The 14,370-nt window shown below is 59.9% G+C and carries 10 protein-coding genes, 4 tRNA genes and 1 rRNA gene; 14 read left to right on the forward strand and 1 reads right to left on the reverse strand.

Annotation, left to right across the window (positions count from 1 at the left end):
- Positions 1–9 precede the first annotated feature (9 nt).
- From rrf to rplL, 12 genes are all read left to right on the forward strand, one after another.
- Positions 10–123, forward strand: a 5S ribosomal RNA gene (gene rrf, locus GXB81_RS07735).
- Between the two features lie 154 nt (positions 124–277).
- Positions 278–363 (forward strand) — tRNA-Tyr (locus tag GXB81_RS07740).
- A 40-nt stretch (positions 364–403) separates the two neighbouring features.
- Positions 404–477: transfer RNA gene (locus tag GXB81_RS07745), tRNA-Gly, on the forward strand.
- Positions 478–493: 16 nt separating this feature from the next.
- Positions 494–568, forward strand: a tRNA-Thr gene (locus GXB81_RS07750).
- A 62-nt stretch (positions 569–630) separates the two neighbouring features.
- Positions 631–1,821: an elongation factor Tu gene (gene tuf, locus GXB81_RS07755; protein WP_167045394.1), complete on the forward strand. Its 1,191-nt coding sequence runs from the start codon at positions 631–633 to the stop codon at positions 1,819–1,821.
- Between the two features lie 64 nt (positions 1,822–1,885).
- Positions 1,886–1,961, forward strand: a tRNA-Trp gene (locus GXB81_RS07760).
- Positions 1,962–1,996: 35 nt separating this feature from the next.
- Complete coding sequence (gene secE / locus GXB81_RS07765; RefSeq protein WP_167045397.1) at positions 1,997–2,377, forward strand: preprotein translocase subunit SecE; 381 nt, start codon at positions 1,997–1,999, stop codon at positions 2,375–2,377.
- Position 2,378: 1 nt separating this feature from the next.
- Positions 2,379–2,936 (forward strand): transcription termination/antitermination protein NusG, encoded by a 558-nt coding sequence (gene nusG, locus GXB81_RS07770; RefSeq protein ID WP_007180147.1) that lies wholly within the window; start codon positions 2,379–2,381, stop codon positions 2,934–2,936.
- A gap of 162 nt (positions 2,937–3,098) precedes the next feature.
- The gene (gene rplK, locus GXB81_RS07775) at positions 3,099–3,530 is read left to right on the forward strand and encodes a 50S ribosomal protein L11 (RefSeq protein ID WP_042329781.1); all 432 of its coding nucleotides are present in this window, start codon (positions 3,099–3,101) and stop codon (positions 3,528–3,530) included.
- Complete coding sequence (rplA, locus tag GXB81_RS07780; protein ID WP_167045400.1) at positions 3,531–4,229, forward strand: 50S ribosomal protein L1; 699 nt, start codon at positions 3,531–3,533, stop codon at positions 4,227–4,229.
- Between the two features lie 302 nt (positions 4,230–4,531).
- Positions 4,532–5,035, forward strand: a complete 504-nt coding sequence (gene rplJ / locus GXB81_RS07785) for a 50S ribosomal protein L10 (protein ID WP_167045857.1) — start codon at positions 4,532–4,534, stop codon at positions 5,033–5,035.
- 63 nt (positions 5,036–5,098) lie between these two features.
- A complete protein-coding gene (gene rplL, locus GXB81_RS07790) occupies positions 5,099–5,476 on the forward strand; it encodes a 50S ribosomal protein L7/L12 (protein ID WP_167045402.1) in 378 nt (125 codons plus the stop codon).
- Between the two features lie 33 nt (positions 5,477–5,509).
- Here rplL and GXB81_RS07795 read toward each other — a convergent pair whose 3' ends face one another.
- Entirely contained in the window at positions 5,510–5,722 is a 213-nt protein-coding gene (locus GXB81_RS07795) for a hypothetical protein (RefSeq protein WP_167284481.1), read from the reverse strand.
- 124 nt (positions 5,723–5,846) lie between these two features.
- Here GXB81_RS07795 and rpoB point away from each other — a divergent pair, with 124 nt between their 5' ends.
- Entirely contained in the window at positions 5,847–9,953 is a 4,107-nt protein-coding gene (gene rpoB, locus GXB81_RS07800) for a DNA-directed RNA polymerase subunit beta (RefSeq protein ID WP_167045408.1), read from the forward strand.
- A gap of 21 nt (positions 9,954–9,974) precedes the next feature.
- Positions 9,975–14,213, forward strand: coding sequence for a DNA-directed RNA polymerase subunit beta' (rpoC, locus tag GXB81_RS07805; protein ID WP_167045411.1), 4,239 nt, complete (start codon positions 9,975–9,977; stop codon positions 14,211–14,213).
- The last annotated feature ends 157 nt before the right edge of the window (positions 14,214–14,370 follow it).

Below are 14,370 nucleotides of genomic sequence, written 5' to 3' on the forward strand. Positions count from 1 at the left end.
CCCGTCATGCCTGATGACCATAGCGAGTCGGTCCCACCCCTTCCCATCCCGAACAGGACCGTGAAACGACTCCACGCCGATGATAGTGCGGATTGCCCGTGTGAAAGTAGGTAATCGTCAGGCTCCTTCTTGGTCAAAAACCCCACCCATTGCGGTGGGGTTTTTCCGTTTACGGAAGACCTGAAATCGCTGCATATAAGTGAGAACGGTGGGTTTGGAATGATCAAGCAAGCCTTGACAAAAAGATGTTGTTCCCCCATAATCATCAGTTCTCTGCGGAGGGGTGCCCGAGTGGCTAAAGGGGGCAGACTGTAAATCTGTTGGCTTACGCCTACGTTGGTTCGAATCCAACCTCCTCCACCAGAATGCAAGTTGTAGCAGTTGTTGGGAATCCATGATCGTTGCGGGTGTAGCTCAATGGTAGAGCAGAAGCCTTCCAAGCTTACGACGAGGGTTCGATTCCCTTCACCCGCTCCAGTGACACGGAAGTAGCGCCCATGTGGCTCAGTGGTAGAGCACTCCCTTGGTAAGGGAGAGGTCGGCAGTTCGATCCTGCCCATGGGCACCAGAAGTATTCAGTGATTGTTTGCGCCCAGCGCAACGTACGGAAAATCCTCTTAGGAGTCGAAAATGGCCAAGGGTAAGTTTGAGCGGACCAAGCCGCACGTGAACGTGGGCACGATCGGTCACGTTGACCACGGCAAGACCACGCTGACGGCGGCGATCACGACGGTTCTGACGCAGAAGTTCGGCGGCGAAGCGAAGGCATACGACCAGATCGATGCAGCGCCGGAAGAAAAGGCACGTGGTATTACGATCAACACCGCGCACGTCGAGTACGAAACGGCAAACCGCCACTACGCACACGTCGACTGCCCGGGCCACGCCGACTACGTGAAGAACATGATCACGGGCGCAGCGCAGATGGACGGCGCAATCCTGGTGTGCTCGGCCGCAGACGGCCCGATGCCGCAAACGCGCGAGCACATCCTGCTGGCGCGTCAGGTTGGCGTTCCGTACATCATCGTGTTCCTGAACAAGTGCGACATGGTGGACGACGCTGAGCTGCTGGAGCTCGTCGAGATGGAAGTGCGCGAACTTCTGTCGAAGTACGACTTCCCGGGCGACGACACGCCGATCATCAAGGGTTCGGCCAAGCTGGCGCTGGAAGGCGACAAGGGCGAACTGGGCGAAGTGGCGATCATGAGCCTGGCCGACGCGCTGGACACGTACATCCCGACGCCGGAGCGCGCGGTTGACGGTTCGTTCCTGATGCCGGTGGAAGACGTGTTCTCGATCTCGGGTCGCGGCACGGTGGTGACGGGTCGCGTCGAGCGCGGCATCATCAAGGTCGGCGAGGAAATCGAGATCGTCGGTATCCGCGCAACGGCCAAGACGACCTGCACGGGCGTGGAAATGTTCCGCAAGCTGCTCGACCAGGGGCAGGCAGGCGACAACGTGGGTATCCTGCTGCGCGGCACGAAGCGTGAAGACGTGGAGCGTGGTCAGGTTCTGGCGAAGCCGGGTTCGATCAACCCGCACACGCACTTCACGGCAGAGGTGTACGTGCTGAGCAAGGATGAAGGCGGCCGCCACACGCCGTTCTTCAACAACTACCGTCCGCAGTTCTACTTCCGTACGACGGACGTGACGGGTTCGATCGAGCTGCCGAAGGACAAGGAAATGGTGATGCCGGGCGACAACGTGTCGATCACGGTGAAGCTGATCAACCCGATCGCGATGGAAGAAGGTCTGCGTTTCGCAATTCGCGAAGGCGGTCGTACGGTCGGCGCTGGTGTCGTCGCCAAGATCATCGAGTAACGCCAGATAGTTCTCGATAATCGGTTGTATCGGGGTTGGCGGTGTCGTCAGCCCCAAATGGTTTAGGGGTATAGCTCAACTGGCAGAGCGTCGGTCTCCAAAACCGAAGGTTGGGGGTTCGATTCCCTCTGCCCCTGCCAACTATTGCGCCGTAGTGGCGCTTCGTTAAGGTGTTATGGCGAATCCTTCCGTCGAAACTGTAAATACATCTGGCGACAAGTTGATGTTGATCGCGGGTGTATTGCTGGTCTTGGCCGGGTTCGTGGGGTTCTTCTGGCTGAGTGGCCAGGAATGGTACATCCGCGGAGCCGCCTTGGCTGTTGGTGCGATCGCGGGTGTCGCAGTCGGTCTTCTCTCGGTGCCTGGCAAGGGTTTTATCGCTTTCGCCAAAGACTCGTACAAAGAAGTTCGTAAGGTTGTTTGGCCTACCCGTAAAGAGGCTACTCAGACAACGCTTGTAGTGTTCGGCTTTGTGGTCGTGATGGCGATTTTTCTCTGGGTTTGCGATAAATCCATTGAGTGGGCGATTTTCTCGGTGATTCTGGGTTGGAAATGATATGAGCGATACACCGGCATCCCCGAGCGGCAAACGTTGGTACGTGGTGCACGCCTACTCCGGCATGGAGAAGAGCGTGCAACGAGCGCTTCAGGAGCGCATCGAGCGTGCCGGTATGCAGGACCAGTTTGGCCAGATCCTTGTTCCGACTGAAGAAGTCGTCGAGGTGAAAGGTGGTCACAAATCAGTGACGGAGCGTCGTTTCTTCCCCGGCTATGTGCTGGTGGAAATGGAAATGACAGACGAAACGTGGCATCTCGTAAAAAATACGGCAAAGGTGACCGGTTTTGTCGGTGGGGCGCGCAATCGCCCGAGCCCGATTTCTCCTCGGGAAGTTGAAAAAATCATGTCGCAGATGCAGGAAGGCGTGGAGAAGCCGCGTCCGAAGACCCTGTTTGAAGTAGGCGAGATGGTGCGGGTGAAGGATGGCCCATTCACTGATTTCAACGGCAGCGTCGAAGAAGTGAACTACGAAAAGTCGCGAGTCCGTGTTTCCGTTACGATCTTCGGCCGCGCAACGCCGGTTGAGTTGGAATTCGGCCAGGTCGAAAAGTTGTAATCCAGAATTTTACGGAACGCGCCGCTCGGTGCGTTCCGTATTTCGCGCTTACGGCCCGCGTAATGGTCGTTGAGGAGCGTAACTAGCTAGTTTTTCAGCGAACACGCGCTACTACTCACTGAACGTCCACATACACGTCGGCGTTCCAAAGAGGTTCTCAAGATGGCAAAGAAAATCATCGGCTTTATCAAGCTGCAGATTCCTGCAGGTAAAGCCAACCCGTCGCCGCCGGTCGGTCCGGCACTGGGCCAGCGCGGTCTGAACATCATGGAGTTCTGCAAGGCGTTCAACGCGCAGACCCAAGCAATGGAACCGGGCCTGCCGATTCCGGTCGTGATCACGGCATTCGCGGACAAGAGCTTCACGTTCGTGCTGAAGACGCCGCCGGCCACGGTTCTGATCAAGAAGGCAGCGAAGATCGACAAGGGTTCGAGCAAGCCGCATACCGACAAGGTCGGCAAGATCACCCGTGCTCAAGCTGAAGATATCGCCAAGACCAAGATGCCCGATCTGACGGCTGCTGATCTGGACGCAGCGGTTCGCACGATCGCTGGTAGCGCCCGCTCGATGGGCATCACCGTGGAGGGCGTGTAAATGGCCAAGCTTTCGAAACGTCTGCAAGCATTTGCAGCAAAGGTTGATCGTCAGAAGCTCTACCCGCTCGAAGACGCTCTGTCGCTCGTGAAGGAGTGCGCAAGCGCGAAGTTCGACGAATCGATCGACGTCGCGGTGCAACTCGGCATCGACGCGAAGAAGTCGGATCAAGTGGTTCGTGGCTCGGTCGTGCTGCCCGCTGGTACGGGTAAGTCGGTTCGCGTCGCGGTGTTCGCGCAAGGTGAAAAGGCTGAGCAGGCTCGTGCAGCCGGTGCGGACGTCGTCGGTATGGAAGACCTGGCTGAACAGGTTAAGGCCGGCAACCTGAACTTCGACATCGTGATTGCCTCGCCGGACACGATGCGTATCGTCGGTACGCTCGGTCAGATCCTCGGCCCGCGCGGTCTGATGCCGAACCCGAAGGTCGGCACGGTCACGCCGGATGTCGCGACCGCAGTCAAAAACGCCAAGGCTGGTCAGGTGCAATTCCGTGTCGACAAGGCCGGCATCATCCACGCCACGATCGGCCGTGCTTCGTTCGAAGCAACTGCTCTGCGTACCAACCTGAATGCTCTGATCGACGCGCTGCAAAAGGCGAAGCCGGCAACGAGCAAGGGTGTGTACCTGCGCAAGGTCGCTCTGTCGAGCACGATGGGTGTGGGCGTTCGCGTCGATCAAGCGTCGATCGCAGCGCAGTAATGAATTTCATCGCCCTGACGTAAGTCGGGGCGGTCTATAAGGGCTTTGGGCGGTTGCAAGGTGGCAGTCTGCATCGCGCAACCGGTTGTCAAAGACCGTTGGCGGGCCCGCAGCAGGTAGGCGAGTCCTTAATGTAAAGCCAACGCAGATGGCGAACCCGAAAAAGTTTGTGGTGATGAAACCGTTGGATGTCCGCAGCAATGCGGGTGTCGGGCGGTCGAAATACTCCTGACTGGTCGGACGCCGTTATTGAACGCGGTACACAAGGCGCACGCCGCGTGTATCGAATCTGGAGGTTAACCGTGCCACTCAACAAAGAAAGCAAGCAGGCCGTCGTCGCTGAGGTTGCCGCGCAAGTCGCGAAAGCTCAGACCGTGGTTCTGGCTGAGTATCGTGGAATCGCGGTTGGCGATCTGACCAAGCTGCGCGCGAAAGCGCGTGAGCAACAGGTTTATCTTCGTGTGTTGAAGAACACGCTGGCGCGTCGCGCTGTCGAAGGTACGCCGTTTGCTCCGCTGGCAGAGCAGATGACTGGCCCCTTGATCTACGGCATCTCCGAAGATGCAATTGCTGCTGCCAAGGTCGTCAATGACTTCAGCAAGAGCAATGACAAGTTGATCATCAAGGCTGGTTCCTACGAAGGCAAGGTGATGGACAAGGCTGGCGTGCAAGCGCTGGCAAACATCCCGAGCCGCGAAGAACTGCTCTCCAAGCTGCTGTTCGTCATGCAGGCTCCTGTTTCTGGCTTCGCGCGTGCTCTGGCCGCGCTGGCAGAGAAGAAACAAGGCGAAGAAACCGCTGCGTAACGTACATCAGTCGAGCGTAATTGATCGCTGGCTGTATCCGAATTCAATTTAGGAGTATTTCAAATGGCAATCGCAAAAGAAGACATCCTCGAAGCCGTAGGCTCGATGTCGGTTCTGGAACTGAACGAGCTGGTTAAGGCGTTCGAAGAAAAGTTTGGCGTGTCGGCAGCTGCTGTTGCAGTGGCTGGCCCGGCAGGTGCAGGCGGCGGCGCTGCTGCTGCTGAAGAGCAGACCGAATTCACGGTCATCCTGGCTGAAACCGGCGCAAACAAGGTTTCGGTCATTAAGGCTGTTCGCGAACTGACAGGTCTCGGCCTGAAGGAAGCGAAGGATCTGGTCGATGGCGCACCGAAGCCCGTCAAGGAAGCGGTGCCCAAGGCTGCTGCTGAAGAAGCCAAGAAGAAGCTGGAAGAAGCTGGCGCGAAGGTTGAAATCAAGTAAGTTTCAACGCGCTGTGCGAAGGCTGGCGGTTTTTCACCGCCGGCCTTTTTGTGCTTTGTGGGGCTTGCGTTTTTGTGGGTTTGCTCCGGCAAGAACGTGATTCCCAGAAGCCAAAGAAAATCGCCAATCGGCAACATTGACCGGCGTTTCTCTTTGTCTTCTGAAGCGACTGCAGAAGGCAAGTTTGGTCGGGTAGCGGGCAACACAGGCATCCGCTGCCGTCAGCCAGCGGTTGGTAGCGGCCAACCACCAAGCTTCTAGGCTCGTTCAAGCCATTGGACGGCCATCGGGTCTCAGTCGGTGAACACTCGGGTTGTCTCATCAAGGTATCCTGCCTCGACAACTATGCCCGCCGTGATTCGGAGATCGTATGCAATATTCCTTCACCGAGAAGAAGCGTATTCGCAAGAGTTTCGCGAAACGCCCCATCGTTCACCAAGTACCTTTCCTGCTGGCTACCCAGCTTGAATCATTCAGCACGTTTCTGCAAGCAGACACGTCTTCGACGCAGCGTAAGCCGGAAGGCCTGCAAGCTGCGTTCACGTCCGTTTTCCCGATCGTTTCGCATAACGGCTTCGCTCGTCTCGAATTCGTCAGCTACATGCTGTCGCCGCCGGCATTCAACATCAAGGAATGTCAGCAGCGCGGTCTGACGTACTGCTCGGCGCTGCGCGCCAAGGTGCGTCTGGTGCTGCTCGACAAGGAGTCGCCGAGCAAGCCGGTCGTCAAGGAAGTCAAGGAACAGGAAGTGTACATGGGCGAAATTCCGCTCATGACGCCGACCGGTTCGTTCGTCATCAACGGCACGGAACGTGTGATCGTTTCGCAGCTGCATCGTTCGCCGGGCGTGTTCTTCGAGCACGACAAGGGCAAGACGCACAGCTCGGGCAAGCTGCTGTTTTCGGCACGTATCATTCCTTACCGCGGTTCGTGGCTCGATTTCGAGTTCGACCCGAAGGACGTGCTGTACTTCCGTGTCGACCGTCGCCGCAAGATGCCGGTCACGATCCTGCTGAAGGCCATCGGCCTCACGCCGGAACAGATCCTCGCCAACTTCTTCGTGTTCGACAATTTCACGCTGATGCCGGAAGGCGCGCAGATGGAGTTCGTACCGGAGCGTCTGCGTGGTGAAGTTGCGCGTTTCGACATCACGGACCGCGATGGCAACGTGATCGTCCAGAAGGACAAGCGGATCAACGCCAAGCACATTCGCGATCTCGACAACGCGAAGACCAAGTTCATCTCGGTGCCGGAAGACTATCTGCTCGGCCGCGTGCTGGCGAAGAACGTCGTCGACGGCGACACCGGCGAAGTCATCGCGAATGCGAACGACGAAGTCACCGAAACCGTCCTCGAGAAGCTGCGCGAAGCGAAGATCAAGGACATCCAGGCGCTCTACACGAACGATCTGGACCAGGGTCCGTACATTTCGTCGACGCTGCGCATCGACGAAACGGCGGACAAGATGGCCGCCCGCATCGCGATCTACCGCATGATGCGCCCGGGCGAGCCGCCGACCGAAGAAGCGGTCGAGGCATTGTTCAACCGTCTGTTCTACAGCGAAGAAGCGTACGACCTGTCGAAGGTGGGTCGTATGAAGTTCAACCGCCGCGTCGGCCGTGACGAAATCGTCGGCCCGATGACGCTGCAGGACGACGACATCCTCGCGACGATCAAGATCCTCGTCGAGCTGCGCAACGGCAAGGGCGAAGTGGACGACATCGACCACCTCGGCAACCGTCGCGTGCGTTGCGTCGGCGAACTCGCGGAAAACCAGTTCCGCGCGGGTCTCGTGCGTGTCGAACGTGCCGTGAAGGAACGCCTCGGCCAGGCCGAAAGCGAAAACCTGATGCCGCACGATCTGATCAACTCGAAGCCGATTTCGTCGGCGATCCGCGAGTTCTTCGGTTCGTCGCAGCTGTCGCAGTTTATGGATCAGACCAACCCGCTGTCGGAAATCACGCACAAGCGTCGTGTTTCCGCACTGGGCCCGGGCGGTCTGACGCGCGAGCGCGCAGGCTTTGAAGTCCGCGACGTGCATCCGACCCACTACGGCCGCGTGTGCCCGATTGAAACGCCGGAAGGTCCGAACATCGGTCTGATCAACTCGCTCGCTCTGTACGCGCACCTGAACGAATACGGCTTCCTCGAAACGCCGTATCGCAAGGTGACGGACGGCAAGGTGACCGACCAGATCGACTATCTGTCGGCGATCGAAGAAGGCCGTTACGTGATCGCTCAGGCGAACGCGGCGGTGGCCGACGACGGTACGCTGACCGACGAACTCGTGTCGTCGCGTGAAGCGGGTGAAACGCTGATGGTCACGCCAGACCGCATCCAGTACATGGACGTGGCGCCGTCGCAGATCGTGTCGGTTGCAGCTTCGCTGATTCCGTTCCTCGAGCACGACGACGCGAACCGCGCGTTGATGGGCTCGAACATGCAGCGTCAAGCCGTGCCGTGTCTGCGTCCGGAGAAGCCGGTCGTCGGTACGGGCATCGAGCGCACCGTGGCGGTCGACTCGGGCACGACGGTTCAGGCACTGCGCGGCGGTGTGGTCGATTACGTCGACGCGGGCCGTATCGTGATTCGCGTGAACGACGACGAAGCGGTTGCGGGTGAAGTCGGTGTCGACATCTACAACCTGATCAAGTACACGCGTTCGAACCAGAACACGAACATCAACCAGCGTCCGATCGTGAAGATGGGCGACAAGGTTGCGCGCGGCGACGTGCTGGCTGACGGCGCATCGACCGATCTGGGCGAGCTCGCGCTCGGCCAGAACATGCTGATCGCGTTCATGCCGTGGAACGGCTACAACTTCGAAGACTCGATCCTGATCTCGGAAAAGGTCGTGGCCGACGACCGTTACACGTCGATCCACATCGAAGAATTGAACGTCGTGGCACGCGACACGAAGCTCGGACCGGAAGAAATCACGCGCGACATCTCGAACCTCGCGGAAGTGCAGCTTGGCCGTCTCGACGAGTCGGGCATCGTGTACATCGGCGCGGAAGTCGAAGCGGGCGACGTGCTGGTCGGCAAGGTCACGCCGAAGGGCGAAACCCAGCTGACGCCGGAAGAAAAGCTGCTGCGCGCGATTTTCGGCGAGAAGGCGTCGGACGTGAAGGACACGTCGCTGCGCGTGCCGTCGGGCATGAGCGGCACCGTGATCGACGTGCAGGTGTTCACGCGCGAAGGCATCCAACGCGACAAGCGTGCGCAACAGATCATCGACGATGAACTGAAGCGCTATCGCCTCGACCTGAACGACCAGCTGCGTATCGTGGAAGGCGACGCGTTCCAGCGTCTCGCGCGCATGCTCGAAGGCAAGGTGGCGAACGGCGGTCCGAAGAAGCTCGCGAAGGGCACGAAGATCGAGCGCGCATACCTCGAAGATCTGGACCATTACCACTGGTTCGACATCCGCCTCGCGGACGAAGAAGCAGCGGCCCAGCTCGAAGCGATCAAGAACTCGATCGAAGAGAAGCGCCACCAGTTCGACCTCGCGTTCGAAGAGAAGCGCAAGAAGCTCACGCAAGGCGACGAACTGCCGCCGGGCGTGCTGAAGATGGTCAAGGTGTATCTGGCGGTGAAGCGCCGCCTGCAGCCTGGCGACAAGATGGCAGGCCGTCACGGTAACAAGGGTGTCGTGTCGAAGATCGTGCCGATCGAAGACATGCCGTACATGGCCGACGGCCGTCCGGCCGACGTCGTGCTGAATCCCCTCGGCGTGCCGTCGCGGATGAACGTGGGTCAGGTTCTCGAAGTACATCTGGGTTGGGCCGCGAAGGGTCTCGGCTGGCGTATCGGCGAAATGCTGCAGCGTCAGGCGAAGATTGCCGAACTGCGCGAATTCCTGATCAAGATCTACAACGAGTCGGGCCGCGCCGAAGAGCTGGACAGCTTCAGCGACGACGAAATCCTCGAGCTGGCGAAGAACCTGCGCGAAGGCGTGCCGTTCGCCACGCCGGTGTTCGACGGTGCGACGGAAGAAGAAATGTCGCGCGCGCTGGATCTGGCATTCCCGGACGACATCGCACAGAACCTCGGCATGACGCCGTCGAAGAACCAGGTGCGTCTGTACGACGGCCGCACGGGCGAGATGTTCGAACGTACGGTGACGGTCGGCTACATGCACTACTTGAAGCTGCACCACCTGGTCGACGACAAGATGCACGCGCGTTCCACGGGCCCATACTCGCTCGTCACGCAGCAGCCGCTGGGTGGTAAGGCGCAATTCGGTGGCCAGCGTTTCGGTGAAATGGAAGTGTGGGCGCTCGAAGCGTACGGCGCATCCTACGTGCTGCAGGAAATGCTGACGGTGAAGTCGGACGACGTGACGGGCCGGACCAAGGTGTACGAAAACCTGGTCAAGGGCGATCACGTGATCGATGCCGGCATGCCTGAGTCGTTCAACGTGTTGGTGAAGGAAATCCGGTCGCTGGGTATCGACATCGACCTGGACCGGAACTAATCGGACTACTGGAGAGAAGCGATGAAAGCTTTGCTCGATCTATTCAAGCAAGTCCAACAACCTGAAGTTTTCGACGCGATCAAGATCGGTCTGGCCTCGCCGGACAAGATCCGTTCGTGGTCGTTCGGTGAAGTCAAGAAGCCGGAAACCATCAACTACCGCACGTTCAAGCCGGAGCGCGATGGTCTGTTCTGCGCGAAGATTTTCGGTCCGATCAAGGACTACGAATGCCTTTGCGGCAAGTACAAGCGCCTGAAGCACCGCGGCGTGATCTGCGAGAAGTGCGGCGTCGAAGTGACGCTCGCGAAGGTGCGTCGCGAGCGAATGGGCCACATTGAGCTGGCCTCGCCGGTCGCGCACATCTGGTTCCTGAAGTCGCTGCCGTCGCGTCTGGGCATGGTGCTCGACATGACGCTGCGCGACATCGAGCGCGTGCTGTACTTCGAAGCATATGTGGTGATCGATCCGGGCATGACGCCGCTCAAAGCGCGCCAGATCATGACCGAAGAGGATTACTACAACAAGGTCGAGGAATACGGCGACGAATTCCGTGCCGAAATGGGCGCGGAAGGTATTCGCGAACTGCTGCGCGCGATCAACATCGACGAGCAGGTCGAGCTGCTGCGCACGGAACTGCGCAACACCGGTTCCGAAGCGAAGATCAAGAAGTACGCGAAGCGCCTGAAGGTGCTCGAGGCATTCCAGCGTTCGGGTATCAAGCCGGACTGGATGGTTCTCGAAGTGCTGCCGGTGCTGCCGCCGGAACTGCGTCCGCTCGTGCCGCTCGACGGCGGCCGTTTCGCGACGTCGGACCTGAACGACCTGTATCGCCGCGTCATCAACCGTAACAACCGGTTGAAGCGTCTGCTCGAGCTGAAGGCGCCTGAAATCATCGTCCGCAACGAAAAGCGGATGCTGCAGGAAGCCGTCGACTCGCTGCTCGACAACGGCCGTCGCGGCAAGGCGATGACCGGCGCGAACAAGCGTCCGCTGAAGTCGCTCGCCGACATGATCAAGGGTAAGGGCGGTCGTTTCCGTCAGAACCTGCTCGGTAAGCGCGTCGACTACTCGGGCCGTTCGGTGATCGTGGTCGGCCCGACGCTGAAGCTGCACCAGTGCGGCCTGCCGAAGCTGATGGCGCTCGAACTGTTCAAGCCGTTCATCTTCAACAAGCTCGAAGTGATGGGTGTCGCGACTACCATCAAGGCTGCGAAGAAGGAAGTCGAGAACCAGACGCCGGTCGTGTGGGACATCCTCGAAGAGGTGATCCGCGAACATCCGGTCATGCTGAACCGCGCGCCGACGCTGCACCGTCTCGGCATCCAGGCTTTCGAGCCGGTGCTGATCGAAGGTAAGGCAATCCAGCTGCACCCGCTCGTTTGCGCGGCATTCAACGCCGACTTCGACGGTGACCAGATGGCCGTTCACGTGCCGCTGTCGCTCGAAGCGCAGATGGAAGCGCGCACGCTGATGCTGGCGTCGAACAACGTGCTGTTCCCGGCCAACGGTGATCCGTCGATCGTGCCGTCGCAGGATATCGTGCTCGGCTTGTACTACGCGACGCGTGAAGCAGTGAACGGCAAGGGCGAAGGCCTGACGTTCACGGGCGTGTCGGAAGTGCTGCGCGCCTACGAGAACAAGGAAGTCGAACTGGCCTCGCGCGTCAACGTGCGGATCACGGAAATGGTCCACAACGAAGACAAGTCGGAAGGCGCGCCGGCGTTCGTGCCGAAGGTCACGCTGTATGCGACCACGGTCGGCCGCTCGATCCTGTCGGAAATCCTGCCGCCGGGTCTGCCGTTCTCGGTGCTGAACAAGCCGCTGAAGAAGAAGGAAATCTCGCGTCTGATCAACACCGCGTTCCGCAAGTGCGGTCTGCGCGAGACGGTGATTTTCGCCGACCAGCTGATGCAGTCGGGCTTCCGCCTCGCAACTCGCGCCGGTATTTCGATCTGCGTCGACGACATGCTCGTGCCGCCGCAGAAGGAAACCATCGTCGGCGACGCTGCGAAGAAGGTGAAGGAATACGACCGTCAGTACATGTCGGGTCTCGTCACCGCGCAGGAACGCTACAACAACGTGGTCGACATCTGGTCGGCAACGTCGGAAGCGGTCGGCAAGGCGATGATGGAGCAGCTGTCGACGGAACCGGTCACGGACCGCGACGGCAACGCAACGCGTCAGGAGTCGTTCAACTCCATCTACATGATGGCCGACTCGGGCGCGCGCGGTTCCGCGGTTCAGATCCGTCAGCTGGCCGGTATGCGCGGCCTGATGGCGAAGCCGGACGGCTCGATCATCGAGACGCCGATTACGGCGAACTTCCGCGAAGGTCTGAACGTGTTGCAGTACTTCATCTCGACCCACGGTGCTCGTAAGGGTCTGGCTGATACGGCACTGAAGACCGCGAACTCGGGTTACCTGACGCGCCGTCTGGTCGACGTGACGCAGGATCTGGTCGTGGTCGAGAGCGATTGCGGCACGTCCAACGGCGTGGCGATGAAGGCGCTCGTGGAAGGCGGTGAAGTGGTCGAAGCGCTGCGTGACCGTATTCTGGGTCGCGTCGCGGTGGCTGACGTCGTCAATCCGGAATCGCAGGAAACGCTGTTCGAAACGGGCACACTGCTCGACGAAGACGCGGTCGAGGAAATCGAACGCCTCGGCATCGACGAAGTGCGCGTGCGCACCCCGCTCACCTGCGAAACGCGCTACGGTCTGTGCGCGGCCTGCTACGGCCGCGACCTCGGCCGCGGCTCGTCGGTCAACGTCGGCGAAGCGGTCGGCGTGATCGCGGCGCAGTCGATCGGCGAACCGGGCACGCAGCTCACGATGCGTACGTTCCACATCGGTGGTGCGGCGTCGCGTGCGGCGGTGGCTTCGTCGGTCGAAGCGAAGTCGAACGGTACGGTGCGTTTCACGGCGACGATGCGTTACGTCACGAATGCGAAGGGCGAGCAGATCGTCATCTCGCGTTCGGGCGAGGCGATGATCACCGACGATCACGGCCGCGAGCGCGAGCGTCACAAGGTGCCGTACGGCGCCACGCTGCTGCAGCTCGACGGCGCGCAGATCAAGGCCGGCACGCAACTGGCGACGTGGGATCCGATGACGCGTCCGATCATCACCGAGTACGGTGGTACGGTGAAGTTCGAGAACGTCGAGGAAGGCGTGACCGTCGCGAAGCAGATCGACGACGTGACGGGTCTGTCCACGCTCGTCGTGATCGACGTGAAGCGTCGCGGTTCGCAGGCCTCGAAGACGGTGCGTCCGCAGGTCAAGCTGCTCGACGCGAACGGCGAGGAAGTGAAGATCCCGAACACCGAGCACTCGGTGCAGATCGGCTTCCAGGTCGGCGCGCTGATTACCGTGAAGGACGGTCAGCAGGTGCAGGTCGGTGAAGTGCTCGCACGTATCCCGACCGAATCGCAGAAGACGCGTGACATTACCGGCGGTCTGCCGCGTGTGGCGGAACTGTTCGAAGCACGTTCGCCGAAGGACGCGGGTATCCTGGCGGAAGTCACGGGTACGACGTCGTTCGGTAAGGACACGAAGGGCAAGCAGCGTCTCGTTATCACGGACCTCGAGGGCAACCAGCACGAGTTCCTGATCGCGAAGGAAAAGCAGGTTCTGGTGCACGATGGTCAGGTCGTCAACAAGGGCGAAATGATCGTCGACGGACCGGCTGATCCGCACGACATCCTGCGTCTGCAGGGCGTCGAGGCGCTGTCGCGCTACATCGTGGACGAAGTGCAGGACGTGTACCGTCTGCAGGGCGTGAAGATCAACGACAAGCACATCGAAGTGATCGTGCGTCAGATGCTGCGCCGCGTGCAGATCGTCGACAACGGCGATACGCGTTTCATCCCGGGCGAACAGGTCGAGCGGTCGGACATGCTCGACGAGAACGACCGCATGATCGCGGAAGACAAGCGTCCGGCGACGTACGAAAACGTGCTGCTCGGTATCACGAAGGCGTCGCTGTCGACCGATTCGTTCATCTCTGCGGCGTCGTTCCAGGAAACGACCCGCGTGCTGACCGAAGCGGCGATCATGGGCAAGCGCGACGATCTGCGTGGCCTGAAGGAAAACGTGATCGTCGGCCGTCTGATTCCGGCCGGTACGGGTCTCGCGTTCCACAAGGCGCGCAAGAGCAAGGAACTGGCCGACCGCGAGCGTTTCGATCAGATCGCAGCGGAAGAGTCGTTCGAATTCGGTACGCCGGAAGCGCCGGCTGCCGAACAGCAGCACACGGGCGAGTAAGTGCGGGCGGCGTAAGCCGCCACGCTTGACAAGCCACGCAAGCCGCCCAGTTTCGACTGGGCGGCTTTTTTTATGTTTTTGCGGATGCCATTGGCGTCATGCGCCGGCGCGAGCCTAGGCCGGATGGCTAAGGTTGTCGTAAAGCGCGGGCGCAGCA

Origin of the sequence: Paraburkholderia sp. Ac-20336 (assembly GCF_017105025.1) — a bacterium.
Taxonomy (GTDB): Bacteria; Pseudomonadota; Gammaproteobacteria; order Burkholderiales; family Burkholderiaceae; genus Paraburkholderia.